The following is a 26240-nucleotide window of genomic DNA, read 5'->3' as shown; positions in this document are numbered from 1 at the left end:
CGCCCGGCCGGCGTGGCCGGGGCGGCGTGGCCGGGGCGGCGTGGCCGGGGCGGCGTGGCCGGGGCGGCGTGGCCGGGGCTCAGCCCATGCTCTTGGCGCCGTCCAGGGCCTCGCGGATGATGTCGGCGTGCCCGGCGTGCTGGAACGTCTCGGCGGCGATGTGCATCAGCACCATGCGGGCCGACCACTCCGCGTCCGCCTCGAACCACGGCGCCTTCGGCAGCGGCTGCGCGGCGCCGAGGTCGGGCAGCGAGACGACCAGCTCGTCGGTCCGGCGCGCGACCTCCTCGTAGTCGGCGAGGACGCCCGCCAGGGTCTCGCCCGGCAGCATCCGGAACTCGTCGGCGCGGCGCTGGAAGTCCGCCTCGGTCATCTCGCTGAAGTCGGGCATGGCGGACGGGCCCCGCACGATGAACTCCGCCCAGCCCCGCTCCACCGAGGCGACGTGCTTGATCAGCCCGCCCAGGCACAGCTCGCTCGCGGTCGTCCGCCGCCCGGCCTGCTCGTCGGTGAGGTCGCGGGCCGGGAACCGCAGGAAATGGCGGGCCTTGGCCAGCAGCGCCAGCAGGTCGGCGCGCTCGCCCGTCGCCTTGGCGACGTCCTCGCGGGTCCCGCCGGCGATCGCGTGCTCGTTCATGGTCCGTACCTCCTGGTCTGGTCTTTCCCCTGGACAAGACCCACGCTACGGGCGATAGCGGCCACTTCCTGACCTGAATTGCGGGAGACTCGGAAGCATGGCGAACACCAGCACCCGGACCCTGCGGCTCCTCTCGCTGCTGCAGAGCCACCGCTACTGGCCGGGCGCCGAGCTCGCCGAGCGCCTCGACGTCTCGCCCCGCACGCTGCGCCGCGACGTCGACCGGCTCCGCGAGCTCGGCTACCCGGTCGAGGCCCGGCGCGGCGTCGACGGCGGCTACCAGCTCGCCGCGGGCGCCGCCCTCCCGCCGCTCGTCATCGACGACGAGGAGGCCGTCGCGCTGGCCGTCGGCCTGCAGGCCGCCGCGCAGGGCCCGGTGGACGGGATCGCCGAGCCGTCCCTGCGCGTCCTCGCCAAGATCGTCCAGGTGATGCCGGGCCGGCTGCGGCGCCGCGTCGAGGCGCTGCGCGCCATGACCGTCACCGGCGGCTGGGGCGGGCCCGCGCGCAGCGACGTCGACCCGGACGTCCTCACGACCGTCGCGCTGGCCTGCCGCGACGGCGAGCGGCTCCGCTTCTCCTACACCGCGGCGGGCGGGCGACGCACCGACCGGCACGTCGAACCGCACCGGCTCGTCTCGCTGGGCCGCCGCTGGTACCTCGTCGCCTACGACCTCGACCGCGCCGACTGGCGCAACCTCCGGGTCGACCGGATCTCCGGCCCGGACGGCACCGGCGCCCGCTTCCGCCCCCGCGAGCTGCCCGCCGCCGACGCCGCCGAGTTCGTCCGCACCCGCATCGACACCGCGCCCCGCTCCTACCGCGTCGAGGTGCTGGCGGACGCGCCGGCCGCGACGATCCGCGAGCGGATCGGCCGCTGGGCCGTCATCGACGAGGTCGACGCGGACCACTGCCGCGTGCACCTCACGTCCGACTCGCTGGACTGGCCGACGATCGCGCTCGGGGCGCTCGGCGCCGACTTCCGCGTCCTGCACCCGCCCGAGCTGGTCGACCGGCTCCGCGACTGGGCGGACCGCTTCCACCGCGCCGCGTCCCGCGACCCGCACGGCGCCTAGCCGCCGGCCGCGCTCACCTGGGCAGGGCCGCCGGGGCGCCCGGACCGCCGATGGCAGGCCCGTCCGGCCAGAGCGCGGCGAGGTCGGACGGGGTGAGCGGGGCCCGGTACGCGGCCCGGAGCACCGTCCGGGCCGTCTCGCCGCCGGCCTCGGCGAGGGCCGCGAACCAGTCCATCCCGGCCGGATACGCCCACATGTAGGAGCGGTGTACGGGGCTCGTCCCGCGGTCGGCGAGATAGCCCGCGACGGTCTTGTCCGCCATCCACGGGACGGCGGCGCGCAGGTGGGCGGCGCACTCGGCGGCGGGCGTCCCGTCGTTGATCGCGCGATGGACCTGGGCGAGGACGAGCTGCACGTAGTGGCCGAGCCGGACCCGCGCCGCCAGCACCGCGTCGTCGGGCAGGAGGAACAGCGGCCACGCCTGGGCGAGCCCTTCGAGCAGCACCTGATGCGGCGCGTGGACGCTGAGCAGCCGCACCCACGGGACGTCCTCGGCCGCCGCCCGCTCGGTGAAGCTCGCGCTCTGCAGGCCGTGGCCGAGCACCTCGTGCAGCGCGAACTGCCGGGCGCCGGACTCGGTGAACTCGACGTTGGGGAGGTTGAGGCGGAGCCGGACGTCGTGGCCCGCGCCGTCCAGCCAGTAGGCCCAGTAGGCGTCCACCTCGGCGGTCTCGATGGTGAGGGTGTATCCGGTGGTGGTGCCGGTCGCCTCCCGGACGGCGGGCTCCAGCTCGGCGGCGGCCTGCCGGATGGCGTCCGGGGCGTCCCGGACGTCGAGGCGCCCCTCCACCTCCCGCAGCTCGGCGTTGGCGCCGGGCCCCCACCCGATCCCGAGGCCGGACAGCGCCGCGCGGGCCCGGTCGCGGCGCTCCGCCACGTACTCCTCCGGCCATCCGGCGGTGCCGCAGCCCTGCGTCCTGCGGACGTAGTCGCCGAGGGGCGGACGCTCGCCGAGCAGCGCGCCGAGGTAGGCGAGGTCGGCGTCCAGGCGCGCCGCCACCGGCCCGGCGGCGTCCGCGCGCAGTTCCGCGAGCCGCCGGTGGACGGCCAGCCGGTCGGGGGCCGGTTCGGGCTCGGGCCCTCCCGGACGGCAGTCGAAGTCGATGATCGGGGACCCGCCGCGGTTCACCTCGTGGGCGTTCCACGCCCGCAGGACGCGTTCGGTCTCGTCGCGCAGCCTCATGCCCCACGTCTACCGCACCCGCGCCGCACGATGGGCTGCCGTGGCCGTGGCGAGGCGGGCCGCGGCGACGGCGCTGTTGATCGCGATCTCGCCGCGCATCCCCGGCGCGGCGACCATGTCCCCGGCCAGGTAGACGCCGTCGCCGCGGTCGATGGCGGGACGGTCCCGCCACGTCTGGCCGGGCAGGTCGAGGGCGCCGGTGCGGCCGCGGGCGATGGCGCGGCGCTGGAAGGTGACGCGGTCCGGCCAGCCCGGCAGGAGCTGGTCGGCGAAGGCGCGCAGGCGCTCGTGCGCTTGCTGGTGCGATTCGCCGTCCCGGACGGGCATCTGGAGCTGGTACAGCGATTCGCCGGGCGGCGCGATCGAGTCGTCCTGCATCGTGTAGCTCTCGTGGAAGCCGCCCTCGTCGAGGTCGAACGCGAGGGTGCGGTCGGCGCGGTCCGGCCGGACGGCGATGTCGAGCAGGGCGCAGTGGCCGCTCGTCCACGACAGGCCGTCCTCGCCGAGCAGCCGGCCCGCGGACGCCAGGTCGGTCGCGACGATGACCGGCCGGTCCTCGGGGAGGGCGTCGACGCGGGCGCCGGTCTCGATCCGCACGCCGAGGGCGGCGGCGCGGGCGGCCATCCGGTCCAGCACCGTCTGCCAGCCGCCGCGCACCCACCGCACGGCGGGCGGGCGCGGGCCGAGGACCCGCTGGAACAGCTCCCAGACGAACGCGGCGGACAGCCGTCCGGTGTCGGCGTCGTAGGTGACGACGCTGATCGCGTTGGCCATGTGCCGCGCGGTGTCCTCGCCCCAGCGGCGGGACGCCCACGTGCGGAAGTCCTCGTCGACCGGGGCGTCCAGCCGGAAGCGGGCCTGGGCGCGCAGCATCGGCGGCGGCGGCACCCGCCGCAGGCGCCCGCCGGCGCGGAACCGCACCCCCGCGAGCGCGGACGGCGACGGCCAGCCCAGGCCCTTGACGAACCCGCGCTCCGCCAGCCACCGGTAGTGCGGGCCGTCGGCGTAGAAGACGTGCGCGCCCTCATGCGCCACGTGCGGGGCGGGCGTCGCCCGGCCGCGCCCGCCGAGCGTGCGGTGCGCCTCGTACAGGACGGCGGAGGCGCCGGCCTCCGCGCAGGCGATGGCGGCGGTCAGCCCGGCCAGGCCGCCGCCGATGATCGTGATCGTGCCGGTGTGGGACCTCATGCCGTCAAGGACGCAGCGCGGGCCCGTCCTGTGACATCACGGCCCCGAACTTGTCGGGGTTGACGATGAGATGGCACGCGCCGACCCGGCCGTCCTCGACCTGCAGCTGGAAATGGACGAACGGGCGGCCGTCCGCCGTGACCTGGAGGGCGGGCCCGCCGTTGGCGTCGACGATGCGGTACTCGATCCGCGCGTCCGGGTCGACGCCGGCCGAGTCGGTGAAGGAGCGCTTGAGCCCCATGATGCTCAGCACGAACCGCGCGACCTGCTCCGGGCCGGTGATCGCGCGGCGCGGGGCCACCGCGTTGCCGCCGCTGTCGGCGATCAGCCGGACGCCGGGCGCGAGCACCCCCATCAGCTCCTCGACGCTGCCGTTCAGGCAGGCGCCGATGAACCGGTCGGTCACCTCCCGCCAGACGACCGGGTCCACCACGAACCGGGGCCGCCGCTCCCGCACGTGCGCGCGCGCCCGCGCCGCGAGCTGCCGCACGGCCGGTTCGTTCCGGTCCAGGACTTCGGCGACCTCGGCGTAGGAGAACTCGAAGACCTCCCGCAGCACGAACACGGCCCGCTCCAGCGGCGACAGGCTCTCCAGGACGACCAGCAGCCCCAGCGACACCGACTCGGCGCGCAGCACGGGGGCGGCGGCGTCCGGGACGGTCAGCACCGGGTCGGGCAGCCATTCCCCCACATACGACTCGCGCCGCGCCTGCGCGCGCCGGAGCCGGTCGATGGCGAGCCGGGTCGTGACGGTGATCAGATAGCCCTTGGGGTCGGCCACGGCGGCGGCGTCGGCCTTCGACCACCGCAGCCAGGCCTCCTGGACGACGTCCTCGGCGTCCGCCACCCGTCCGAGGACGCGGTAGGCCACGCCCATGAGCAGGTCCCGGTGCTCCAGGAAGGCCCGCTCGCCGCTGCCGTCGCCGTCGTCGCTGCCGTCGCCGTCCGCCACGCCGCCGATCGTACGGGCGACACGTCAGGAAAGGGACAGAGCGTCCAGCCGGACGGTGGCGTACTCCCTCATCTTCTTGTCGTGCAGCGCGTCGGCGACATCGCGCGCCCCCTCGTACGCGGCGGCTGCCTCCCGGGTGGCGCCGGCGTCGCGGAGGCGACCGCCGAGCTTGCACAGCGTCCAGCCCTCCATGAGGCGGTCGCCGAGCCGGCCGGCGATCCGCAGCGCGTTCTCCAGATCGCTCTTCGCCCGCTCGTTGTCGCGCGCCCCGCGCGCGTCCTCGGCCGCGTCGTACCAGGCCCAGCCCGCCGCCGGCAGGTCCTCGACCTCCTCGGCGCGCCGGGCCGCGCGTTCGAGGAGCGACGCCGCGAACTCGAGATCGCCCTGTTCGCGCGCGCACCGCGCCGTGCCCTTCAGGGCGTCGAGCTCGATGGCCGGATGCTCCGCGGACACGGCGAGCGCGGCGTCATAGCGGGCCGTCGCGGCGGCGAAGTCCCCGCGGCGCAGGTCGAGGTCGGCGAGGTTGCACAGGTTCCAGCCGGTCAGCGCGGCGTCCCCGACCTCCTCGCCGATGGTGAGCGCCTTCTCGAACGCCTCGCCCGCCAGGTCGTCGTCCTTGCGGTGGCGGCGGCAGACGCCCAGGCCGTCCCACGCCCAGCCCTCGTCGCGGCGCGACCCGGCGGCGGCGGACGCGGCCCGGGCCTGCTCGAACAGTGTCTCCGCGCGGTCCATGGCCCCCGAATACCGGGCGGCGTCCGCCTGGTCGAGCAGGCTCCTCGCCATCAGCACCCCGTCCCCCGCCGCGGCGGCGATGGCGTGCAGGCCGAACGCGATGCCCTCAGCGCGGGCGTGCTCGTGCTCCGCGCGCGCCCCGGCGTACGCGGCCTGCAGCAGCTCCACCTGCGGGCGCCGGTTCATCGCCTCCTGCAGCGACCGGACGGACGGGCGGTCCTCCGGCTCCTTGGCGAGCGCCCGCCCGACGACGTCCCGCAGCCAGCCGGGCAGGCCGGACAGGTCCGGTTCCATGGTGAGGATCTGGTTGACGAGCGCCGGGATCGAGTCCGCCGGGAAGCACGGCCGGCCGGTCGCCGCGTGGGCCATCACCGCGCCCCACCCGAACACGTCCGCCATCCCGGTCGGCCGCCGCTCGGCCAGGAGTTCCGGCGCCATGTAGCGGAGCGTGCCGATCGGCATCGTCGTGATCCGGGTCCGGTCGATGTGGTGGGCGATACCGAGGTCGATGAGGACGGGCTCCCCGTCCGGCATGATGATGTTGGCTGGCTTGACGTCCCGGTGGACGAGGCCCGCCCCGTGGAGGGCGTCCAGAGCGCGCGCGAGGCCGAGCCCGAGGCGGACGAGGTCGTCCGGCGCCAGCGGGCCCTCCGCCAGGATCGCCTCCAAGGGGCGCCCCTGGACGTACTCGGTGACCAGGTAGGGTTCCGGGCCCGCCAGGTCGGCGTCGACGAACGCGGCGACGTGCGGGTCGTCGACCTTCCGCAGCGCCGCCGCCTCCCGCTCGAACCGGTGGCGGCCGCTCTCGCTGCCGATCGTGAACCCGTTCATCGTCTTCAGCGCGACGATCCGCCCGTCCGGCGCCCGCCCGAGGTGGACGGTGCCCATCCCGCCCGCGCCGAGCTCGGCCAGCAGCTCGTAGCGCCCGAACCGTCGTGGGTACATCCGGCCCCCCGCCTCATATGCCAGAACATGTGCGGACAAGGTAACCGGAAGGGGCCGCCCGCCCCCGCCGCCACGCCACGAACCCCGGTCAGGCGGTCTGCCCGGTCACTGGGCGGTGCGGGGTACGGCCAGAACCCCTCTTCACACGTCGATCTGGGATCCCATGTGGACGGTGCGCGTCTCGGGCAGGGCGAAGTACTCGGCGGGGTTCGCGGCGTTGCGGGCCAGCGCCAGGAACAGCCGCTTGCGCCACCGGCGCATTCCGGGCGCGCGGGTCAGCCGCAGCACCCCGCGGGACAGGAAGTAGGAGGCGTGGTCGGGGTCGAAGCGCATCTCGGCGTGCGGGAGCTCCGAGGTCGTCGATGCTGAGCCGCTGCGCCGCCGGGACGTACGGGACGTTCTCCGACACCATCGAGACGATCACGACGTGCTCGTGGACGACGTGGTTGTGCTCGAAGTTGGCGCGCAGCGCGATCGGCGTCGTCATCTTGGTCGGGTGCGGGAACACCGCGGTGCCCGGCACCCGCCGGAAGCCGTCGCGGTGCAGCATCTCGATGAAGTCCGGCAGCGGGCCCTCCTTGGCGGTCCGGTTCTCGGTGACGATCTCGCGCCCCCGCTCCCAGGTCGTCATCAGCGTGAACACCGCGAGCGCGATGAGCAGCGGCAGCCAGCCGCCGTGCGTGACCTTGGTGAGGTTCGCGGAGAAGTAGGTGATCTCCGCGCCGCCGACGACGACCCCGGTCAGCACGAGCTTCCAGGCCGCCCACCGCCAGGCCACCCGCGCGATGACGAGGAACAGCGCGGTGGTGATCAGGAAGGTGCCGGTGACGGCCATGCCGTAGGCGGTCGCGAGGCGGCCGGACGAGCGGAACCCGAGCATCAGGACCAGGACGCCGACGAACAGGACCCCGTTGATGGCGGGCAGGTAGACCTGGCCGATCTCGCGTGACGAGGTGTGCTGGATCCGCAGCGGCGGCAGGTAGCCGAGCCGGACGGCCTGCCGCGACACCGAGAACGCCCCGGAGATCACCGCCTGGGAGGCGATGACGGTCGCGGCGGTCGCCAGCACGACCATCGGCAGCCGCGCCCAGTGCGGGAACAGCAGGAAGAACGGGCTCCGGATGTTGCCCGGGTCGTCGAGGATCAGCGCGCCCTGGCCGAGGTAGTTCAGCGTCAGCGCGGGGAACACGACCGCGAACCAGACCCGCCGGATGGGTCCCTTCCCGAAGTGGCCCATGTCGGCGTACAGCGCCTCCGCACCCGTGATCACCAGGACGATCGCGCCCATCGCGATGAACGCGGTGTAGGGGCGGTCCGCGATGAACTCGACGGCGTAGGTGGGCGAGAGCGACCGCACGATGGCCGGCCGTTCGACGACCTCGACCAGGCCCGCCGCCGCGAGGGCCGCGAACCAGACCAGCATGACGGGCCCGAAGAGGCTGCCGACCCGGTGCGTGCCCCAGCGCTGCACCAGGAACAGCAGCGCCAGGATCGTCGCGGCGACGGGCACGACCACGTGCGACAGGCCCGGCGTGCTCACCTTCAGGCCCTCGACGGCGGACAGCACCGAGATCGCCGGGGTGATCACGCTGTCGCCGTAGAACAGCGAGGCCCCGAGCACCCCGAGCGCCATCGCGACGGCGGCCCTGCCCCGGACGTCGCCGAGCACCCGCCGGACCAGCGCGGCCAGCGCCATCACGCCGCCCTCGCCGTCGTTGTCGGCCCGCAGGATGAGCGTCACGTACTTCACCGACACGATCACCGTGATCGTCCAGAACACCAGGGAGATGACGCCGTGGACGTCGCCGTGGGTGGGGTGGACGGTCCCGTGGTCGATGGAGAACACGGTCTGCAGGGAGTACAGCGGGCTGGTGCCGATGTCCCCGTAGACGACGCCCAGCGCGCCCAGCATCAGCGCCGCGCGCCCCCGCGCTTCGGACGAGGAGGCGCCGGCCTCGGACGGCGCCGTGCCGGTCGCCTTCTGCGGGTCGCCCATGAGCCGATACTTATCCGGATCAGCGCCGTATAGGCGTCACGCGTTCGCCTGGCCCTGGGATTGGGGCGTCAGGGGGTGCGGAACCCGCGGAACGTCACCCGCTTGCGGACCTCGAAGCCGAGCCGCTCGTAGAGCGCGACGGCCCCGGCGTTCTCCTCGGCGACGTGCAGGAACGGGCGCTCGCCGCGCGCCTCGATGCGTGCCGCGAGTGCCCGCACCAGGCGGGCGGCGTGGCCGCGGCCGCGGGCCTCCGGCGCGGTGCAGACGGCGCTGATCTCCGTCCAGCCGGGCGGGCGGAGCCGTTCGCCGGCCATCGCCACCAGCCGGCCGCTCTCACGGATGCCGACATAGGCCCCCATTTCGCGGGTGCGAGACCAGAACGGTCCCGGCCGGGCACGTCCGACGAGGTCGAGCATCTCGGGCACGCTGTCCGCGCCCAGCTCCACCACGCCGTCGCCGGGACGGCCGGCGTCGCCGCCTGCGGGCCAGAGCATCTGGAGGCCGTCGAGGGTGAAGACCGGCTCCCAGTCCGGCGGCGGGGTCGCCGGGCTGCTGAACAGGTCGGCGAATTCACCGCGGCCCAGCAGGCGGGCGAGATCGGCCCATTCCGCCGCGTCCGGATCGGCGGACACGGCGGAGAAGGTCGCGACTTCGGGCAGGTAGGAGACGGCCCGGCCCCGCCGGCGGGCGAGGTGCGCGTGGTGGCCGCGCAGCGACCCGCCGACCGGGTCGTCGAGCGCGACGGCACCGCCCTCCACCTGCATGTTCCGCACCTTTCAGGTCGTTCCCGGCAATCCGACGACCAGGATGCCATCGCCGGTTGCAAGACCGCTGAGCGGGGGAAGCTACTCCACCTCCCGCAGCGGGGCGGGCGTGTTCCCCACCGGCACCATGCGCTGGGTCTGCGCGATGCGCGGGCGCGCCTGCGGGCACGGCGCCGACGACGCGGGCCGCGCGTTCACCACCCAGGTCACCGGGACGCTCGTGCGGGCCATGGCCGCCGGGCCGCTCGGCCACGACCACCCGTCCCGTCCCAACTCCAAGGAGCTGCTCAGCGCACCCAAATGACCGGCGGGACGGACGGAGTTCAGCGCCGCTCGCCCAGCGCTTCGAGGCCGGGGACGAGGACGTCCGCCAGCAGCCGGGCCCGGCTCCCGTCGGGATCGAGATCGGGATCGAAGACGGTCACCTGCGCCCCGATCGCCCGCGGCGCGAGGGCCGCGAGGAGGTCGGCGAGCTCGACGGCGTCGAGCCCGCCGGGGTCCGGCGAGTCGACGGCGGGCATCACGCTCGGGTCGAGGATGTCGACGTCGAGGTGGAGCCAGTAGCCGTCGAGGCCGTCGCGGTCGACGACGTCGAGGATCAGGCGCGTGGCCTCCGGGACGCCCTGCCGCCGGATCCGCGCCGCGGTGACGACCGTCCCGAGAAGCGCGGTGGTCTCCGCGAGCGCCGTGTCGTCGTCGCGGCAGCCCGCATGGGCGGTGTCGGCCGGGTCGAAGTAGGGGCCGAGGCCGTCGATGTCGGCGACGGCGGGCCAGTGCAGGCCCACCGCGGCCGCGAGGTCCTCCCCGGCCAGGCTGGCGCACTGGTCGGAGTTGCCGGGATGCCGGAAGTCGGTGTGCCCGTCGAGATGCACGAGCCCGTACCGTCCCGGCGCCCGCCGCAGCGCGACCCCCGCCCCGACCAGCAGGCTGCAGTCCCCGCCGATCACCAGCGGGGCGAGGCCATCGGCGCGGACCGCCTCGACGCGCCCGGCGAGCCGCCGGGCGTGCTCCACGATGGCCGCCTGGTTGCGGAGCACGCCCGGCTCGGCGTCGTCGGCGTACCGTCCGGGCAGCACCACGCCGCGTTCCCGCGCGCCGCGCTCGGCGAAGCGCCGGTACAGGCCGGCTTCACGCAGCGCCTCCGGTGCCTTCGCCGTACCGGGCACGCTGGTGGGCGCGGGCGGACGCAAGCCCAGATTGGTGGGGGCGGATATCAGACCGATCGTCACCAGCCGAAGCTACAGCAGCCGGGCGGCCACGCTCAGACCGGCGACCCGTGGCTCAGGCCAGGGGTTCGTGGTTCGCCCAGGCGACCTTGTACGGGTGCCGCGACTGCCAGTGCTCGATGACCTCGTGGATGCCGGGCGCGGTGAACGCCTTCGCCAGCGCCTCCGTGTCGGCGACGCCGACCTGCACGACCGCGGTCGCGATCAGCGCCGGAACGGCCTCCTCGCCCGGGACGGGCAGGTGCCGCCGGGCCGCGAAGGACGCGACGAGGCCGGTGTCGAGCATGGCCCTTTCGATGTCCGAGAGATATTGATCGAGCTCGGCGTCGGGCAGCGGACGGTCAAAGGAAACGATCATCGTGTGCTGGATCATGCGGCCATTCTCGGCGGCGCACGCGGGCGAAGTCCAAGACCGGTTCGGTCTCTGGCGATAACCTGGAGGCATGGCTGAACTGGAGACCCGCGAGCTCGAGTACTTCATGGCGGTCGCCGACGAACTCCACTTCGGCCGCGCCGCCACCCGCCTGTCGATCGCCCAGCCGGCGCTGTCGAAGGCGATCCGCCGGATCGAGGCCCGGCTCGGCGTCCCGCTGTTCGCCCGCTCCAGCCGGCACGTCGCGCTCACCCCGTCCGGGCGGGCGCTGCAGGAGCACGGCCGGCACGCGCTCGACGCGGTCGGCGCCGCCGCCCGCAGCGCGCGCCGCGCCGCCGACCCGCACGCCCACCTGCGGCTCGTGCTCAAGCCCGGCGGGGACGCCGGCCTGCTGTCGGGGATCCTCGCCGCGTACGCCCGCCGGCCCGACGCCCGCCGCGTCGACATCCTGTTCAGCGGTCCCGCCGACCGCACCGACTTCCTGCGCGACGGCCGCGCCGACGTCGGGCTGCTCTACGCACCGTTCGACGACCTCGGCGGCCTGGCCCACGAGACGCTGCACACCGAGGACCGCGTCGCGATCGTCCCGTCCGGGCACCGCCTGGCCGGACGCGCCTCGGCGCGCATGGCGGACCTGGACGGCGAGACGCTGCCGCGCTGGAAGGGGGTCCCCGGCGGCGACGGCACCGGGCCCGAGGTCGCCGACGCGGTCCAGCTGCTCCACATGATCACGCTGGGGCGGATGGTCGGGGTCCTGCCCCGCTCCCTGGTCGAACCCGTCCCGTCCGGGGTGGCCTGCGTCCCGGTGACCGACGCGCCGCCGAGCCGCCTCGTCCTCGCCTGGAACGAGCACGACCGCCGGCCGCTGGTGGCGTCCTTCGTCGCCGCGGCCCTCGAATCCGGCGACCCGGACGGCCACGCGGGCTGAGCTTCGGTGCCGGGTGCCGTCGGCCCCGCGTGCGACGCGCGGGCAGTAGGGTCGCCGTCATGTCCGCGACCCCGCACGCCGCTCAGCGCGTCCGACCGCCGCGCGAACCGCGGCCCCCGGTACTCCCCGAGAGCCTGACGGCGGCCGGTGCCGCCGACCTGGAGCTGCGCGACGACGGGACGTACCTGTCGCTGGCCTACGGCGAGGACCGGCTCACCGTAGGGGACGCCGAGGACGTCGAGGACGTGGAGTTCGAGCGGTGCCGGTTCGCCCGCAGCAGCCTGGCGGGGGTGCGGCTGCAGCGCGCCGGGTTCGCCGACGTCGTCTTCGAGGGCTGCGACCTGGCCAACCTGCGGATGTTCAACTCGCGGATGTTCAACGCCGAGGTCCGCAACTGCCGGATGACCGGCCTGCAGGTCACCGAAGGCGGCCTGCGCGACGTGCGGTTCGACGGCTGCCGGGCGGACATGGCGGGCTTCCGGTTCGCGCGCCTCCGGACGGTGGCGTTCGTCGACTGCAATCTCAGCGAGGCGAGCTTCCAGTCGGCGGAGCTGCACGACGTCCGGTTCGAGGGGTGCCGGCTCAGCGGCACCCAGTTCTCGGGCGCGACCATGAGCGGCACCCGGTTCCGGGACTGCGAGCTGTCGGGGGTCGCGGGCATCAGGTCGTTCGACGGGGCGATCGTCGCGGCGCAGGACGCGATGAGCCTGCTGGACGCCCTGGCCGCCGACGCCGGCATCACGATCGAAGCCTGACCGGCTCCGGGCGCGGTCCGCCGCCGGCGGCCCCGCCGCCGGCCCACCGCGGGTCAGCGGGTGCGGGCGGGCAGGCGGCCGGCGACGAGCGGGACGACGATCGCCGCGGCCACCAGGTGCGTCAGCATGAGGACGGCCCTGGTCGACGGCGCCATCGGAACGAGGACGTCGGGGACGACCGACAGCACCGTGAGCACGGCGGTGACCGCCACGAACGTGCGCTTGGGCTTCGCGGCCCAGCGCCGCAGCGCCACGGCCAGCACCAGGCCGATCGCGCTGCACAAGAGCGTCATCTGGGCGAAGCCGAGCAGCGGGATCGGCTCGCCGTCGATGTCCAGGGACACCCCCGCGCTCCTCGCGACGGCGGCGATGCCGGTGGTGGCCAGGGCGGCGGCGATGGCGGCGAGCCCGCCGGTGCGCCACAGCGGAACGGTGCGGGGCGAGGTCGCGGCGGTGACGGGCGCGGTGGTGGTGTAGCCGGAGATGCTCATGGCATGCCCTTTCGTCTTCGTGGGGGCGAAGTGTCGTAGGGGCAGACCGGCCGGGCCGCGAGAACTCATCGGTCGCCCCGGAATCGCCCGCTGACCTGCGGCGGCACCGCCCGTCGACCGATCCGGAGGCGGCCCGTTCAGCTGTCGTGCCTCCGCAGCCAGGCGGCGTAGTCCGACACGGCGCGCTCGACGTCGTACTCCGGCTGGAAGCCGGTGTCCTCCGTGAGCCGGGTGATGTCGAGGTGGTTGCCCTGGGGCTGGTCGGGGTTGCGGCCCTCCGGGAGGGTGATGTCCGCGCCCGGGACGGCGGCGTTGATCGCGGCGACCGCGTCGCCGTAGCGCACCGGCCGTCCGGACGAGACGTTGTACACGCGGTGGTTCAGCCGCTCGGCGGCCATGAGCAGCGCGATGGCCCGGCCGCAGTCCTTCACGTAGCAGAGGTCCGTGGCGTCGTCGGCGTACGCGGGCGGGCGGGGCGGGGTGAGGTCGGGGTCCTCGCCCCGGACCGCCGCGCTGAGCAGGCGGGGAAGCGCGAAGAACGGCGAGTCGGGCAGGCCGAGCGGCCCCCAGATCGTGCCGATCCGCAGGCTCACCGTCTCGAACCCGGCGCTGTCGCCCGCCAGCGCGGTGAACAGCTCGGCGGTCTTCTTGAACGCGTGGATCTGGTGCGGCGCCACCGCCGGCAGCGGGGCGTCCTCGCGCCACGGGGTCTCGTCCACGCCCACGTACACGCCGATGGAGCTGGCGACGGAGAACCGCCGCACGCCCCACTCCCGCGCCGCCTTGAGCGCGTTGAACAGGGCGGCGGACTCGGCGCGGAGGTACTCGACCGGATCGGGCAGGTCGAACCGGCCCGCCGCGAGGTGCACGATGCCGGTGATCTCGTGCCGCTTCCCGATGTCGAGGAACGCGGTCTCGTCCGTGGCGTCCAGCGGTTCGACGGCGACCCGGCCGGCGGGCTCGCCGGCGAGGTGCTCGGGCGGCCGCGTGGACCGGTGGGCGGTGAGCACGACGGACTCGCCGAGGTCGAGCAGGGCCCGCGCGGTGTGCGACCCGATGGACCCGAGGCCGCCGGTAACGAGGATCATTCGCGTGTTCCTCCGGGTCGGGGGCGGTCAGTGCTTGACGGTGTAGTGCAGGTGCAGCACGCGGTCGCCCTGGACCACCGCGTCGGGGTCCCCGAGCAGGACGGTCCCGGTGTGGCCGCCGAAGAACCGCACCCCCTCGCCCAGGACCACGGGGGCGACGTCCATCGCCACCTCGTCGACGAGCCCCGCCGAGAACGCCTGGCCGCCGACGTCGCCCGCGCACACACAGACCAGGCCGTCGCCGGCGAGGTCCTTGGCGAGCTCGATGGCCTCCTCGACCGAACCGGCCGTGTGGAAAGGCGCGTCGGGGAACCGGGCGCGCCACTCCTCGGGCAGCGGCCGGTGGGTGACGACGACGAGTTGCTCGCCCGCGGCGGGCACGCCCGACCAGCCGTCCGTGGTGTCGAACAGGTGGCGGCCGATCACCGTGACCTTGACGGCGTCCCAGAAGGGCTGGACGTACTCGGCGGAGGCGCGGCTGACGCGGAACTGCCACTCGTCGTTCGCCCGGACCGTCACGTCGCCATTGCCGTACCAGTCGAACAACGGCCCGACCGTGTCGTCGGGATAGGCGATGTAGCCGTCCACCGAAACCACGGCCTGCATGATGACCCTGGCCATCTCACCAGCTCCTTGACTCGTCCGAACGTCGGGACGCGCGCGCGCCCGCGGCTCCGCCGGGCATCCGGCGCCCGGGCACGCGGACGGCGCGTTTCACGGCCTCGACGCTAGGCGGGCACCGGTCGCCGCTCTAGTACAAAACGGCCATCCCCCGGCCGGAGCATCGGCCGGTACGACGCGGCGTGATCATGCCCGCACGCGCACGCCGCACCCGTCTGGGCGAGCAGCACGCCCGGCGTCACGCCGACGAGCCGGCGGCACTCGCGGCCGAGGTGCGCCTGGTCGGTGTAGCCGGTCTCGATCGCCCACCGCGCGAGGTCGACGTCCGCTTCGTCCTGCCGATCGACCGACGCCTGCACGCGGGCGATGAAGCCCTGCAGGCGCAGGATGCGGTGCAGCTCCTTCACGCCGACGCCGGCCGCCGCCCGGCACCGCCGCCGCAGCTGGCGCTCGGAGATCGACAGCAGCGCGGGCAGGGCCGACGGCGCGCCGCCGCGCCACGGCATGAGGTGCCGGACGGCCTCGTCCACCAGCGGGTCCCGCACGCGGGCGGACCGCGCGGCGAACGCCTGGAGGTGACCGAGCGCGGCCTGCGGCGTCGCGGCGTTGCCGAGCAGGTCCGTCAGGCGGTTCAGGTCGCGCCAGACGTCGGTGCCCGCGACGTCCTGGTCGGCCAGCTCGTCGGCCGGCATTCCGGCGAGGCCGCCGAGGACGCCGGGCCGCAGCCGCACCCCGATGACCGTGCCTCCCGCCGGGATGTCGTGGTACGTGGCCGTGGTGAGGGGCCCGAGCAGCCGCGGCGCCTCGCCGAGCACGCACCGCAGCTCGCCGCCGCCGTGCGGCACGAGCCGCTGCGCGAGCGGCCGGTCACCGACCTGCTGGATCCATACCAGCGACGCCACCGCCGCGAGCGCCGGCGCGGGCGCCCGCTCCACGAAGGACGATTCTCCGGCCATCCGGCCATCCTGCCGAAAAGACGCGCCCCGCCGTGCGCCGGACGCGCGACTTCAAGATCGCCGGAACCGGCGGAAGGGCCTTCAGCGCACCCCGTTCAACCCCGTTGATGCCCCGAATGCGTCCGCCGGTGCCGGGAATTCCACGGTGACGTTCAGGCCGCCATCGGCGCGTGCGTTCGCGATGAGGCTGGCGTGGTGGGCTTGGGCGACGGCGTTGACGATGGCGAGGCCGAGACCGTAGCCGTCACGGCCTTGACGATCCGCCGCCAGCTTCTGGAAGGGCTGGAAGAGGCGCTGGATCTGGTCGCCGGGGATGACCGGCCCGCTATTGGTGACTTCGAGGACCGCCTGCGTCCCGGCGGTCCGGGTCGTGACGTTCACATGCCCGCCTGCGTGGTTGTGGCGGATGGCGTTGTCGACAAGGTTGGCGACGAGGCTCTCGACCAGTTTCGGGTCCCCATCCATCATCGCGGGCGCCAGATGTTCGGCGAGGTCGATGCGGCTTTCCGCGGCTTGGTCGCGGCGAGAGGCGAGCGTCCCTTCGACGACCCGGGCGAGGTCGAGGGGCTCCCGGCGGGCGACGCCGCGCTCGCTGGTGGCCAGAGTGAGCAGGGCCCGGACGAGCCGCTCCTGGTGCTCGCCGAGGGCGAGCGCCTCCCGGCAGGCCGCGCGCAGGCTGTCGGCGTCGGCGCCCGGGTCGGCGAGGGCGACCTCGAGGAGGGTGCGCAGACCGGCGAGGGGAGTGCGCAGCTCGTGGGAGGCGTTCGCGACGAAGTGGCGCTGGGCGTCGAAGGAGGCCTGCAGGCGGGCGAAGAGGTCGTCGAGGGTCTGGCCGAGCTCGGTCAGCTCGTCCGCGGGCGCGCCGAGGCCGAGGCGCCGGCCGAGGTCACCGGCGGAGATGCTCCTGGCCGTGGCGGTGATCGTGCGCAGCGGGCGCAGGAACCGGCCGGCGACGAACCAGCCGCCGGCCAGGGCGACCGGAACCAGGACGATCAAGGCGGCGGCGGATCCCGCGAGGACCTGGGCCAGGCTGATCCCGCGCCCGGCTCCGGTGGTCACGGTCGACGAGGGGTGGTCCACGGGCGTGCCCGCGTCGACACTGGCGAGCGGGACGACGACGAGCACCAGCACGAAGACCCCGGCGGCGTAGATGCCCGCCGCGTAGGCGAGCGCGAGCCGCGTCTGCAAGGACCTCCTGGCCGACCGCCGGGGCGTCGTGGCCGTCCGCCGGGACGTCATGGCCGTCCGCCGGGAGGTCATGGCGGTCCGATGCGGTAGCCGCCTTCGCGGACGGTCTCGATCACGGGCGGCTCACCGAGCTTGGCCCGCAGCCGGTGCATGGTGTGCTTGACGGCGGTGGTGAAGGGGTCGGCGGCCTCGTCCCAGACGCGTTCGAGCAGCTCCTCGGCGGAGAGGACCACGCCGGGCGCGCCGAGCAGGCATTCGAGCAGGGCGAACTCCTTGGGGCTCAGATCGAGGCGCAGCCCCGCACGGAACGCGGTGCGGCGGGCCGGGTCGAGGGTGATGTCCCCGCACGCCAGCACGGGCGGCAGCGGCGGCGCGGCGCGGCGCGCCAGCGCGCGGACGCGGGCGACCAGTTCGGCGAACGCGAACGGCTTGGGCAGGTAGTCGTCGGCGCCGAGGCCGAGCCCGTCGACGCGGTCCTCGACCGTGCCGGAGGCGGTGAGCATCAGGACGCGGGTCTCGCAGCGGCCGCGGGCGAGCCGCCGGCAGATGTCGTCGCCGTGGACGCCGGGCAGGTCGCGGTCGAGGACCACCACGTCGTAGCGGGTGACGGCCAGGCGGTCGAGCGCGGCCGTCCCGTCCAGGACGACGTCGACGGCCATCCCCTCATGACGCAGACCGGTGCCGATCGAGCGGGCGAGGACCTCGAAGTCCTCGACGACGAGGATCCTCACCGCCGCGCACCGCCGGTCGTCGTGCGTGCTGGGCGGCTGCCGGGTCGAGGGGCCATGCATCCGACGATGCCAGATCCCCGGTCGCAGCCCGGTCGCAGCCGCTGCGACCGGGCCGGAACGCGGTGCCGCGTACAACCGTCGGCATGAATTCATTACTCACCGCAATCGTGTCGGGTTTGCCCGCGGAGATTTCACGGTGACTCCCGCCGTGACTTCTCAACGATCGGTCGCGCGGAACGGCTTTCTCCAGGTACTGCACGCGGAATGGACCAAATTCAGGACCGTTCGCGGCTGGCTGATCGGCATGGTGGCCGCCGCGCTGCTGCTTGTGCTGTTCGCGGTGCTCGCCGGGCTCAGCAGCAACCAGAAAGGCGCGCCGCCCGTTCCGGTCGGGCCCGGCGGTGAGCCGGTCACCGACAGCTTCTATTTCGTCCACCGGCCGCTGGCCGGAAACGGCAGCATCACCGTCTCGGTGTCCGAACTCAAGAGCAGCATCCCGAAGGGACCCGGAGACCTGCGTCCCGGCACCGTGCCCTGGGCGAAGGCCGGTCTCATCATCAAGCAGGGCACCCGCCGGGGATCGCCCTACGCGGCGATCATGGTCACCGGCGGGCACGGCGTGCGGATGCAGGACTCGTACGTCCACGACGCGCCCGGCCCGGCCTCCGGCCGGCTGCGGCTGGACCGCTCCGGCGACCTCATCACCGGCTACGCCTCCACCGACGGCGCACATTGGACCAAGGTGGGCACCGCGCGGCTGAGCGGCCTCGGACCGACCGCGCAGGTCGGGCTGTTCGTCGCGTCACCGCCCGTCCTGGACGGCATGGGAACGGCCGGCAGCGTGTCGACGGCCGTCTTCCGAGACCTCCATATGCGCCGGACTGGTGGCGAGTGGACGGGTGAGCAGCTCGGAGCCGCCTCACCAACTTTCGCCGGCTACCCGGACAACACGCGGGGTTCGTTCGCGGAAACCGGCGGCCGCTTCACGGTGACCGGCGCCGGCGACATAGCGCCCGCCGTCCGCGAGACCCTGCCGACCGGCGGCACCCTCCGCGACGTCCTCACCGGCACGTTCGCCGCGCTGGTCGCGGTGATCGTCGTCGGGGCGCTGTTCATCACCACCGAATACCGGACCAAGATGATCCACCTCACCGTCGCCGCCATCCCGAGGCGGAGCCAGGTGCTGCTCGCCAAGGCGATCGTGTTGTGGGCCGTCACCTTCGTCGCCGGGCTGCTGGGGACGGTCATCGCGGCTCCGCTCGGCGAGCGGCTCGCCCGGGACAACGGGGTCTACGTCTTCCCGGTGCCGTCCTCGACCGAACTGCGGGTGGCGCTCGGCACCGCGGCCCTGCTCGCGACCGCCGCGGTCCTGGCCCTTTCCGTCGGCGCCGTCCTCCGCCACAGCGCCGGCGCGGTCACCACCGTCGTCGTGGCCGTCGTGCTCCCCTACGTCCTGACCGCCCTCCCGTTCATGCCCGCGAGCGCAGCGAATTGGCTGTCCCTGCTGACACCGGAAGCGGCCTTCGCCGTCCAGCAAACGCTCGTGAAATACGACCAGGTGACAAGCCACTACACCCCCTACAACGGCTACTACCCGCTGCCCCCATGGGCGGGATTAGCCGTCCTAGCCGCCTATGCGGCGGCAAGCCTGGCCACAGCCACCATCCTCCTCAACAAAAGGGACGCCTAAAGCCGCCCCGCACCTCACGCTCGAACGCCGGGATTCCGGCGGCGCGCGGTGATGTCCCGGACGCCGGAAGCGCGGCCGATAGTGGCCTGGCGGCGGCGGGTCGGGGTCGTTACGGTACGGGCGTGGATCGACGCGTGTTCGGCATCTGGACCGCGATCGTGTCGCTGCTCGCGCTGGTGGATGCGCTGGGCTGGTGGAAGGACTACGCGGACGGGGCGAACAGCGTCGGGCTGGGCCTCGCGCAGACAATGGCGTCCTCGCTGACGTGGCTCCCGGTGAACATCAGCGTGTACCTGCTCACCATGTGGTTCCCGGTCAGGCGTCCCCACATGGTGCGCGCGGTCCTGATCCACCTGGCGGGCTACCTGGTCGCGCTCTGCTGGCTCAGCGGACGGATGTTCCTGTTCGATCCGGTGCTGCACTGGCTGCCTCCCGGGCGGGGGTTCGGCGACGAGTACCTCCGCAACCTCGGGGCGTATCTGGCGATGTACTTCGAGTGGGTCGGAGTGGCCCACGGGGTCTACTACTTCGTCCAGCACCGGCGGCGGCGCGAGCAACTGGCGCGGGCCCGCGAGCAGCTGACCCGGTCCGAGCTGCAGGCGCTGCGGGCGCAGGTGCGGCCCCACTTCCTGTTCAACGCGATGAACACCATCGCCTCGTTCGTCCACGACGACCCGTCGCGCGCGGAGGAGATGGTCGTGCGGCTGAGCGCCCTGCTGCGGCGGTCGCTGGAGCATGACGGCTCGCTGGAGGTGACGCTGCGCGAGGACCTGGAGGTCCTGTCCGCCTACGTGGACATCGAGCAGGCCCGGTTCGAGGACCGGCTCGCGGTGGACTGGCGGCTCCACCCCGGAGCGCTGGACGCGCTCGTCCCGCCGCTGCTGCTCCAGCCGCTGGTGGAGAACGCGGTCCGGCACGGGATCTCCCCCCGCGACGCGCCGGGCACGGTGACCATCACGGCCCGGCCCGAGGGGTCCTGGCTGCGGCTGATCGTCGCGGACGACGGCGTCGGGCTGCCGCCCGGCCGGCCGCGCACGGGGATCGGGCTGGCCAACGCCCGCGCCCGGCTCGCCCAGATGTACGGCGCGGAACGCCGGTTCAGCGTCGAGCCGCGGCCGGGCGGCGGGGTCGCCGCGACCGTCCGGCTGCCGCTGCGGACGGCCCGGGCATGATCAAGACCCTGATCGTCGACGACGAGCCCCCGGCCCGGCGGCGGCTCCAGCGCATGCTCGCCGCCCACGAGGACGTCCACCTGCTCGCCGGGTGCGGCTCGCCCGCCACGGCTCTCGCCGCCCTCCACCGGCACCGTCCCGACCTGGTCTTCCTCGACATCCAGCTCCCCGAGGGCGACGGGTTCGGCATCCTCGACGCGATCTGGGGCCGGCACGACCCGGCCGTCGTGTTCGTCACGGCCTTCGGCGACCACGCCGTCCGCGCCTTCGAGGTCGACGCGGTCGACTACCTGCTCAAGCCGTACGGCCAGGACCGGCTCGACCTGGCGCTCGACCGCGTCCGCGACCGGCTGGCCCGGCGGGCCGCCGTCCCCTCGCTGAACCGGCTGCCCGTCGAGATGGGCGGGCGGATCCGGCTGCTGGACCTGGACGCGATCGACTACGTCCGGGCCGAGGACGGCTACCTGCGCATCCACGCCGGCGCCCGCTCGCACCTGGTCCGCGGCACGCTGGCCAAGCTCCATGAGCGGCTCGGCTCCGCGGAGTTCCTGCGGATCCACCGCTCGGTCATCGTCCGGCTCGACCGGATCCGCGAGCTGGAGGTCCTCGGCCACGGGGAGATGCGGCTGACCCTGTGCTCCGGCGCCACCCTCATCTCCGGCCGCGCCTACCGCGACGACGTGCGGGCCGCGCTCGGCCTGCCGACCTGACCGCCGCTCCCGTCCACCCCTCCCCCGCTCCCGTTCGCCGCACGGACCCGGCCGCCGCCCCCGGACCGCTCCTACCGTGGGCGCGTTCCGCCACCCGGCAGAGCCGTGGCCGGCATCCGTCCTCGGGGGCATGGGTGCCGGTCCTTCCCCACCGCGTGGGAGTTCGCGATGAGAAATGTCCGCCGTACCCTCGCCGTCCTCGCCTGCGGCCTCGCCGTCGCGGCGGTGGCGCCCGCCGCGCACGCCACCCCGCGTGGCACCGCCCGGGGGCTCCACGCCCCGCACCCGTGCCGCGACGACGACGGCGCCGTGCAGCCGGGCTTCACCTGCTGGACGCTGACCGTCCCGCTCGACCATTCCGGCCGGACGCCCGGCACGCTCGACCTCCAGGTCGGCGCCGCCGACGGCCCGGCCAAGCCCAAGGGCACGCTGCTGTTCCTCACCGGCGGCCCCGGCCAGGAGGGCGTCGCCCTCCTCCGGCGCATCGCCGGGCGCATGCCCGAGGTGTTCGCGCAGTACCGCCTCGTCATGCTCGACCAGCGCGGCACCGGCCCGCTCGGCGCCGTCGACTGCCCGAAGATGCAGGCCCAGGTCAGCGGCTCCGACAGCGCCCCGGCCACCCCCGACGCGGTGGACGAGTGCAGCCGCATCCTCGGCGACCGGGCCCGCTTCTACGGCACCGACCAGAGCGTCGGCGACTTCGAGGACGTCCGGCGCGCGCTCGGCGTGGACACCATGGTCGTGGACGGCGTGTCGTACGGCTCCCTCACCGCCGCCCGCTACGCCATCGCCCATCCCCGGCACGTGTCCCGGCTGGTCATGGACTCGGTCGTCCCGCATCACTGGACGGTCGCCGGAGACCTGAACCTGGTCGGGCTCACCGCCCAGCCGAGGGTGCTCCGGGACGCCTGCAAGACCGCGCCGGCCTGCGGTTTCGACCCGGCGCAGGACCTCGCCACGCTCGTCCGGCGGCGCACCCCGGCCGGCGGGCTCGCCCTGTTCGGCGACGTCGTCGGCTACGAGTTCATCGACCCGACCTACCGCGACCCGGACCCGATCCCCGGCAGCGGCCTGCCGGGCGACATCATCGGCGCGATGCACCAGGCCGTCACCGGCGACACCAGCCGGCTGGACGCCATCGAGGCCGTGTTCACCCCGGCGGACGGCACGCCCGCGAGCCAGCTGAGCGCGGGCCTGCACGCGGCCACCCTCTGCCAGGACCTGCGCTTCCCGTGGGGCACCTCGGCGACCCCGGCCGGGCTCCGCGGCCCTTTCCTCGACCGCACCGCGCGCACCCTGCCCGCATCGGCCACCTGGCCGTACACCACGGCGGTCGCGCTCGCGCAGAGCAGCGTCCAGACCTGCTTGCGCTGGCCGGCCGAGCCCCCGAGCTCCAACCCCGCCGCCCGCCTCCCGGACCTGCCCACCCTGATCCTCACCGGCGACCACGACCTCAGCACCCCGCTGGAGTGGGCCGAGCAGGAACGCGCCGTCAGCCCCGCCGGCACCCGCTTCGTGGTCGTCAAGGGCGCCGCCCACTCCATCCAGAACCGCGAGCCCGCCCACACCGGCCGAGACGCCCTGACCACCTTCCTCCTGAACTGACCGCGCGGCCCCACACCCCACGAGCCGGTGGCGGGCGGCCCCGCTGACAAACGACCAAGGGCCTGACCGGAGCAATCTCCGATCAGGCCCTTGACCTGCAAGTTCTCGGTGGAGCTGAGGGGATTTGAACCCCCGGGAGCAGGTCGAGGCGTCCCGCGACGGGCGGCCGCTGTCGAAGCTGCCCGAGCGGGGCCACCCCGAGGACCTCCTGGACGAGCTGGAGACGGCCGAGCTGCTCGGCCGCGCGTACGCGACGGTCCGCAAGGACCGCAACCAGGGGCTCATGCCGGGCTTCGTCGAGGTGTGCGGGCTGCCGCACTGGCGTCGGCGTGTGCTGACCGGCGAGAGCTGACGCGCTGTCCTCCCCTCGCGGCGGTGGCTTGTGCCGCGGCGCGCGGCCTCACAGCCGCGGGTCGTCCACCAGCTGGTAGCCGCGGAACCCTGCGCCGTCCGGGATCGCGGTGAACTCGCGGCCCGGCAGCTCGTTGGCTGGAAGGCCGGCGTCGCGCGCGATGTCGGCAGCCGGCACCCGCACCGGGTCCCGGTGGTCGTGGTCGGGGGTGACCAGCTCGGCGATGTCGCCGATGGTGAGAAGGACCCGGACGGTGACGTGCTCGGGGGTGGCGCTGTCGTTCATGAGATGTCCTTCCGGTTGCGGTCGTGCAGGTCGGTGCGGGCGCCCTGGCCGGGCCGGCGGTGATTGGATGACCGTCGCGGGCCGCCGTACCGGCGTCTGCCCGAACAAGCCCTAGATCAGGTGAATGGCAGCGCGCGATACTGCGGGTGTGCTTGACAACAGGCGTGAACTGGGCCGCGCGTCCGGTACTTCCGACAGAGAGCCGAAGGAGTTCGCTGTAGCGTTCAACACCCTCATTCCCACCATATTCGTCATCGCCCTACTGGTGTTCGCCGTCCAAGGCACCGTCCGCCTCCAGTGGTACGCCGTCGGGGTGTGGGTGGGCTGGGGCGCGGTACTGCTGTTCAAGCTCTTGAGGTGGCGTGACCTCCTACGCCCACAGACAGCCTGGCTTCAGGGGACGGTACTCAACGTCGAGGACCGCTTCGGGCCGCGGCAGTGCGATCTGGCGGCGCCCGGAAAGGTCCGATGCACCTCTTCCGTCGGCATGCGAGGCGATCCGAATTTCCCAGTGCTCATCCTCCGCGATGCACTGACGGGCGACAGGCTCCGTTACGTCCTGAAGGCCCCCGACGGCTTCCCCCTGAGCTCCAATGACGTCCGCGCCATCATCTCGGCATTGGAGCAGGGACCGGCCGGAAGGGCGGCCAGGTGGCTGCGCCAGAACGCCCTGTGACCCGCGGAAGGAGACCATCAACGAGTGGCTCCGCACGCGCCCGGCACCCGGACGCACGCGCCGGCCAAGCGTGGTTCCTCATCACCCGCCACAGACGGCTCGTCGCCTACTGCCGTGACATCGAGGAGGTCGCCGAACACGTCGACCCAGCTGTTCTTCACGGCCCAGGCGAGGCTGCCGAGGATACTGGTTGAACCCGACCAGCGAAGTCGAGCGAGAGCGGCTCGCGCCGCGGCTTCCGCTGACATACGCCCCATGAGCCGAAGGAACGGACCTCCCATCTTGGCCGCTTCTGGTCTCTTCCGCGCACGTTGTGCACACAACGCGCGAAAGGCATTTCAGGCGGAGCAAAGACGCGCTGAAGCATGCCGAGAAGGCACCCGAACGCTCCCCGACGAGAGACCATCCCCATATGGGTCAGCCCCTTCGACGCCGGCTCTCTAGCAAGCGAAGCCGCTCGCTGCATGCGCCAGCTCGGCAACCTGGCCGAAGCCGAGCGCCAAGCCCGGCAGATCATCAAGCTTCGTGCCGACAGCCACACACGCAGCCGAGCCTTCGCCACGCTGCTCCTGGTGACCGTGCTCATCGCGCAAGGCAGACCAGACGAGGCGTGCTTCCAAGCAGCGAAACACTCAACCTCATCGAGGGACTGAGTTCGCACCTCGTAACGCAACAACTCGACGAGCTGCGCACCTTACTCCAACCGCATCGAACGAACTCCACAGTCGCCGAGTTTCTCCCCTGCCTAGAACAAGCCTTCAGGGGCAGGCGCGATCTCTACAGTTGGCTCAGCAGCGACACCAGCGGAGCAGGTTAGGCCGAGGAGATTCGATGCCTCCAGAAGAACCGCTCTACGAGCGCGCCCCCGAGGCATGGCGCGCCTATCTCGCCGAGGGCAACGCCACCCAGCCGCGTAAGCGCGTAGGCGCCGACGCCCTCATCCGCGACGCGGCAGGCCGCCTGCTCCTCGTCGACCCAAAATACAAACCGGACTGGGACCTACCCGGCGGGATGAGCGAGGCCAACAAGCCGCCAACCGAGACCGCCCGCCGCGAACTGAAAGAAGAACTAGGGCCTGTTTCTTGGATCGGCTGACGGTGGGCGTTGGTTGGGTCACTGTGGGTTGATGGGTCGTGGTGACTTGACCGATGCGCAGTGGGAGCGGCTGGCGCCGTTGCTGCCACCGACGGGCGGGCGGGGTGGTCGGTGGGTCGATCACCGGCAGGTGATCAATGGGATCTGTCATCGGGTGCGGACCGGTGTGCCCTGGCGTGATCTGCCGACCGAGTTCGGGGAGTGGATCACCGTCTACAAGCGGTTTCGGCGCTGGTCGGCGGACGGGACCTGGGAACGGCTGCTTCAGGTGGTGCGCGCCCAGGCCGACGCCGCCGGTGACATCGACTGGCGGGTGTCGGTCGATTCCACGATCCAGCGGGCGCACCAGCACGCGGCCGGCGCCCCGCACCGGCCGCCGCCCGCCCCACCTGAAAAGGGGGACGGTGCCGGGACGAACCAGGACAAGCCAAACTGGCGCGAGTTGGTGGCCCTGCTGGAGGAGGTGGCCCGGCAGGCGAAGCGCTAGGACGCTCCCGCGGCGGGCTGTCCACCAAGATCCATCTGGCCGCCGACGGCCGCTGCAGGGTCCTGTCGTTCCTGGTCACTCCCGGTCAGTGGGGCGACAGCCCCCAGTTCATCGCGGTCCTGGACGCCATCGGTGTCGCACGGCTGGGGCCGGGCCGCCCACGCCGCCGTCCCGAGCACGTGCTGGCCGACAATGCCTACTCCTCGCGGCCTACTCCTCGCGCGCCAACCGGGCGTATCTGCGCCGACGCGGGATCGGACACACTATTCCCGTGCCGACCGACCAGCGGCAGCACCGCCGCGACCGCGGACGCCGCGGCGGCCGACCGCCCGGCTTCGA

General features: G+C 73.6%; 28 protein-coding genes and 2 pseudogenes. 14 read left to right on the top strand and 16 right to left on the bottom strand.

Translation table 11 applies throughout. The features are described 5' to 3' along the window. Positions 1-79 precede the first annotated feature (79 nt). Positions 80-637 (bottom strand): DinB family protein, encoded by a 558-nt coding sequence (locus tag F9B16_RS33605; RefSeq protein WP_151544237.1) that lies wholly within the window; start codon positions 635-637, stop codon positions 80-82. 97 nt (positions 638-734) lie between these two features. On the opposite strand from F9B16_RS33605, the gene F9B16_RS33600 reads away from it, so the two are divergent. Continuing rightward, positions 735-1712: a helix-turn-helix transcriptional regulator gene (locus tag F9B16_RS33600; RefSeq protein ID WP_151544236.1), complete on the top strand. Its 978-nt coding sequence runs from the start codon at positions 735-737 to the stop codon at positions 1710-1712. 13 nt (positions 1713-1725) lie between these two features. Here F9B16_RS33600 and F9B16_RS33595 read toward each other — a convergent pair whose 3' ends face one another. The 6 genes from F9B16_RS33595 to F9B16_RS33570 all read right to left on the bottom strand — a co-directional run bounded on the left by F9B16_RS33595 (position 1726) and on the right by F9B16_RS33570 (position 9472). Further along, a complete protein-coding gene (locus F9B16_RS33595; RefSeq protein ID WP_151544235.1) occupies positions 1726-2895 on the bottom strand; it encodes a hypothetical protein in 1170 nt (389 codons plus the stop codon). A gap of 9 nt (positions 2896-2904) precedes the next feature. Further along, the gene (locus F9B16_RS33590) at positions 2905-4083 is read right to left on the bottom strand and encodes an FAD-dependent oxidoreductase (RefSeq protein ID WP_151544234.1); all 1179 of its coding nucleotides are present in this window, start codon (positions 4081-4083) and stop codon (positions 2905-2907) included. Positions 4084-4087: 4 nt separating this feature from the next. Then, entirely contained in the window at positions 4088-5035 is a 948-nt protein-coding gene (gene sigJ / locus F9B16_RS33585; protein WP_225992177.1) for an RNA polymerase sigma factor SigJ, read from the bottom strand. Between the two features lie 24 nt (positions 5036-5059). After that, positions 5060-6712: a serine/threonine protein kinase gene (locus F9B16_RS33580; RefSeq protein ID WP_151544233.1), complete on the bottom strand. Its 1653-nt coding sequence runs from the start codon at positions 6710-6712 to the stop codon at positions 5060-5062. 88 nt (positions 6713-6800) lie between these two features. After that, positions 6801-8708, bottom strand: coding sequence for a potassium transporter Kup (locus F9B16_RS33575; RefSeq protein ID WP_225992176.1), 1908 nt, complete (start codon positions 8706-8708; stop codon positions 6801-6803). Between the two features lie 68 nt (positions 8709-8776). Then, on the bottom strand, positions 8777-9472 hold the full coding sequence (locus F9B16_RS33570) for a GNAT family N-acetyltransferase (protein ID WP_151544232.1): 696 nt from the start codon (positions 9470-9472) through the stop codon (positions 8777-8779). Between the two features lie 109 nt (positions 9473-9581). Here F9B16_RS33570 and F9B16_RS33565 point away from each other — a divergent pair, with 109 nt between their 5' ends. Beyond that, positions 9582-9776, top strand: a complete 195-nt coding sequence (locus tag F9B16_RS33565) for a hypothetical protein (RefSeq protein WP_151544231.1) — start codon at positions 9582-9584, stop codon at positions 9774-9776. Between the two features lie 19 nt (positions 9777-9795). Here F9B16_RS33565 and F9B16_RS33560 read toward each other — a convergent pair whose 3' ends face one another. Both F9B16_RS33560 and F9B16_RS33555 read right to left on the bottom strand, forming a co-directional pair. Continuing rightward, positions 9796-10701, bottom strand: coding sequence for an arginase family protein (locus F9B16_RS33560; RefSeq protein ID WP_225992175.1), 906 nt, complete (start codon positions 10699-10701; stop codon positions 9796-9798). Positions 10702-10753: 52 nt separating this feature from the next. Next, entirely contained in the window at positions 10754-11071 is a 318-nt protein-coding gene (locus tag F9B16_RS33555) for a hypothetical protein (RefSeq protein ID WP_151544230.1), read from the bottom strand. A gap of 70 nt (positions 11072-11141) precedes the next feature. On the opposite strand from F9B16_RS33555, the gene F9B16_RS33550 reads away from it, so the two are divergent. Beyond that, positions 11142-11999, top strand: coding sequence for a LysR family transcriptional regulator (locus F9B16_RS33550; RefSeq protein ID WP_151544229.1), 858 nt, complete (start codon positions 11142-11144; stop codon positions 11997-11999). A 59-nt stretch (positions 12000-12058) separates the two neighbouring features. Then, on the top strand, positions 12059-12754 hold the full coding sequence (locus F9B16_RS33545) for a pentapeptide repeat-containing protein (protein WP_151544228.1): 696 nt from the start codon (positions 12059-12061) through the stop codon (positions 12752-12754). 53 nt (positions 12755-12807) lie between these two features. Here the strand turns inward: F9B16_RS33545 and F9B16_RS33540 are convergent, their stop codons facing one another. From F9B16_RS33540 to F9B16_RS33515, 6 genes are all read right to left on the bottom strand, one after another. After that, positions 12808-13245, bottom strand: a complete 438-nt coding sequence (locus F9B16_RS33540; protein ID WP_264159828.1) for a DUF6069 family protein — start codon at positions 13243-13245, stop codon at positions 12808-12810. A gap of 137 nt (positions 13246-13382) precedes the next feature. Next, complete coding sequence (locus F9B16_RS33535) at positions 13383-14333, bottom strand: NAD-dependent epimerase/dehydratase family protein (RefSeq protein WP_151544227.1); 951 nt, start codon at positions 14331-14333, stop codon at positions 13383-13385. Between the two features lie 27 nt (positions 14334-14360). Beyond that, positions 14361-14954 carry a dihydrofolate reductase family protein gene (locus F9B16_RS33530; protein WP_151544226.1) on the bottom strand — a complete coding sequence of 198 codons (594 nt, stop codon included), beginning with the start codon at positions 14952-14954 and terminating at the stop codon, positions 14361-14363. A 107-nt stretch (positions 14955-15061) separates the two neighbouring features. Next, complete coding sequence (locus F9B16_RS33525; protein ID WP_151544225.1) at positions 15062-15910, bottom strand: helix-turn-helix domain-containing protein; 849 nt, start codon at positions 15908-15910, stop codon at positions 15062-15064. Positions 15911-15991: 81 nt separating this feature from the next. Further along, the gene (locus F9B16_RS33520) at positions 15992-17098 is read right to left on the bottom strand and encodes a sensor histidine kinase (RefSeq protein ID WP_225992174.1); all 1107 of its coding nucleotides are present in this window, start codon (positions 17096-17098) and stop codon (positions 15992-15994) included. Between the two features lie 68 nt (positions 17099-17166). Then, positions 17167-17829: a response regulator transcription factor gene (locus tag F9B16_RS33515; RefSeq protein ID WP_151544224.1), complete on the bottom strand. Its 663-nt coding sequence runs from the start codon at positions 17827-17829 to the stop codon at positions 17167-17169. Here F9B16_RS33515 and F9B16_RS33510 point away from each other — a divergent pair. The 5 genes from F9B16_RS33510 to F9B16_RS33490 all read left to right on the top strand — a co-directional run bounded on the left by F9B16_RS33510 (position 17777) and on the right by F9B16_RS33490 (position 23358). After that, complete coding sequence (locus F9B16_RS33510; RefSeq protein ID WP_225992173.1) at positions 17777-19519, top strand: ABC transporter permease subunit; 1743 nt, start codon at positions 17777-17779, stop codon at positions 19517-19519. The two genes, F9B16_RS33515 and F9B16_RS33510, sit on opposite strands and share 53 nt — an antisense overlap. A 122-nt stretch (positions 19520-19641) precedes the next feature. Beyond that, positions 19642-20691 (top strand): sensor histidine kinase, encoded by a 1050-nt coding sequence (locus F9B16_RS33505; RefSeq protein ID WP_192809120.1) that lies wholly within the window; start codon positions 19642-19644, stop codon positions 20689-20691. Next, the gene (locus F9B16_RS33500) at positions 20688-21401 is read left to right on the top strand and encodes a LytR/AlgR family response regulator transcription factor (RefSeq protein WP_151544222.1); all 714 of its coding nucleotides are present in this window, start codon (positions 20688-20690) and stop codon (positions 21399-21401) included. Before F9B16_RS33505 ends, F9B16_RS33500 begins: the two co-directional genes overlap by 4 nt. A gap of 168 nt (positions 21402-21569) precedes the next feature. Further along, the gene (locus tag F9B16_RS33495) at positions 21570-23006 is read left to right on the top strand and encodes an alpha/beta fold hydrolase (RefSeq protein ID WP_151544221.1); all 1437 of its coding nucleotides are present in this window, start codon (positions 21570-21572) and stop codon (positions 23004-23006) included. A 124-nt stretch (positions 23007-23130) separates the two neighbouring features. After that, on the top strand, positions 23131-23358 hold the full coding sequence (locus F9B16_RS33490) for a hypothetical protein (RefSeq protein ID WP_151544220.1): 228 nt from the start codon (positions 23131-23133) through the stop codon (positions 23356-23358). 48 nt (positions 23359-23406) lie between these two features. Here F9B16_RS33490 and F9B16_RS33485 read toward each other — a convergent pair whose 3' ends face one another. Then, a complete protein-coding gene (locus F9B16_RS33485) occupies positions 23407-23643 on the bottom strand; it encodes a hypothetical protein (protein WP_151544219.1) in 237 nt (78 codons plus the stop codon). 148 nt (positions 23644-23791) lie between these two features. Between F9B16_RS33485 and F9B16_RS33480 the strand changes: the two genes are divergently transcribed. The 5 genes and pseudogenes from F9B16_RS33480 to F9B16_RS54235 form a co-directional block, all read left to right on the top strand. Next, positions 23792-24319 (top strand): hypothetical protein, encoded by a 528-nt coding sequence (locus tag F9B16_RS33480; protein WP_151544218.1) that lies wholly within the window; start codon positions 23792-23794, stop codon positions 24317-24319. Between the two features lie 464 nt (positions 24320-24783). Next, positions 24784-24972, top strand: a complete 189-nt coding sequence (locus tag F9B16_RS33475) for a hypothetical protein (RefSeq protein WP_192809119.1) — start codon at positions 24784-24786, stop codon at positions 24970-24972. 178 nt (positions 24973-25150) lie between these two features. After that, positions 25151-25414, top strand: coding sequence for an NUDIX domain-containing protein (locus tag F9B16_RS33470; RefSeq protein WP_225992172.1), 264 nt, complete (start codon positions 25151-25153; stop codon positions 25412-25414). Between the two features lie 31 nt (positions 25415-25445). Further along, positions 25446-25785: pseudogene (locus F9B16_RS54240) on the top strand (IS5 family transposase); the annotation flags it as partial. Between the two features lie 106 nt (positions 25786-25891). Continuing rightward, positions 25892-26240: pseudogene (locus F9B16_RS54235) on the top strand (transposase); the annotation flags it as partial.

Source organism: Actinomadura montaniterrae (assembly GCF_008923365.1).
Taxonomy (GTDB): domain Bacteria; phylum Actinomycetota; class Actinomycetes; order Streptosporangiales; family Streptosporangiaceae; genus Spirillospora; species Spirillospora montaniterrae.
Note: the sequence above shows the minus strand (reverse complement) of the source record. Positions and strands in the feature narration are given on the sequence as shown.

Coding starts and splice junctions, on each gene's coding strand:
- F9B16_RS33525 (WP_151544225.1), bottom strand. CDS start 15,910: ATGGCCGGAGAATCGTCCTTCGTGGAGCGGGCGCCCGCGCCGGCGCTC.
- F9B16_RS33470 (WP_225992172.1), top strand. CDS start 25,151: ATGCCTCCAGAAGAACCGCTCTACGAGCGCGCCCCCGAGGCATGGCGC.
- F9B16_RS33475 (WP_192809119.1), top strand. CDS start 24,784: ATGCGCCAGCTCGGCAACCTGGCCGAAGCCGAGCGCCAAGCCCGGCAG.
- F9B16_RS33595 (WP_151544235.1), bottom strand. CDS start 2,895: ATGAGGCTGCGCGACGAGACCGAACGCGTCCTGCGGGCGTGGAACGCC.
- F9B16_RS33530 (WP_151544226.1), bottom strand. CDS start 14,954: ATGGCCAGGGTCATCATGCAGGCCGTGGTTTCGGTGGACGGCTACATC.
- F9B16_RS33570 (WP_151544232.1), bottom strand. CDS start 9,472: ATGCAGGTGGAGGGCGGTGCCGTCGCGCTCGACGACCCGGTCGGCGGG.
- F9B16_RS33590 (WP_151544234.1), bottom strand. CDS start 4,083: ATGAGGTCCCACACCGGCACGATCACGATCATCGGCGGCGGCCTGGCC.
- F9B16_RS33600 (WP_151544236.1), top strand. CDS start 735: ATGGCGAACACCAGCACCCGGACCCTGCGGCTCCTCTCGCTGCTGCAG.
- F9B16_RS33535 (WP_151544227.1), bottom strand. CDS start 14,333: ATGATCCTCGTTACCGGCGGCCTCGGGTCCATCGGGTCGCACACCGCG.
- F9B16_RS33495 (WP_151544221.1), top strand. CDS start 21,570: ATGAGAAATGTCCGCCGTACCCTCGCCGTCCTCGCCTGCGGCCTCGCC.
- F9B16_RS33485 (WP_151544219.1), bottom strand. CDS start 23,643: ATGAACGACAGCGCCACCCCCGAGCACGTCACCGTCCGGGTCCTTCTC.
- F9B16_RS33575 (WP_225992176.1), bottom strand. CDS start 8,708: ATGGGCGACCCGCAGAAGGCGACCGGCACGGCGCCGTCCGAGGCCGGC.
- F9B16_RS33555 (WP_151544230.1), bottom strand. CDS start 11,071: ATGATCCAGCACACGATGATCGTTTCCTTTGACCGTCCGCTGCCCGAC.
- F9B16_RS33605 (WP_151544237.1), bottom strand. CDS start 637: ATGAACGAGCACGCGATCGCCGGCGGGACCCGCGAGGACGTCGCCAAG.
- F9B16_RS33580 (WP_151544233.1), bottom strand. CDS start 6,712: ATGTACCCACGACGGTTCGGGCGCTACGAGCTGCTGGCCGAGCTCGGC.
- F9B16_RS33545 (WP_151544228.1), top strand. CDS start 12,059: ATGTCCGCGACCCCGCACGCCGCTCAGCGCGTCCGACCGCCGCGCGAA.
- F9B16_RS33540 (WP_264159828.1), bottom strand. CDS start 13,245: ATGAGCATCTCCGGCTACACCACCACCGCGCCCGTCACCGCCGCGACC.
- F9B16_RS33500 (WP_151544222.1), top strand. CDS start 20,688: ATGATCAAGACCCTGATCGTCGACGACGAGCCCCCGGCCCGGCGGCGG.
- F9B16_RS33550 (WP_151544229.1), top strand. CDS start 11,142: ATGGCTGAACTGGAGACCCGCGAGCTCGAGTACTTCATGGCGGTCGCC.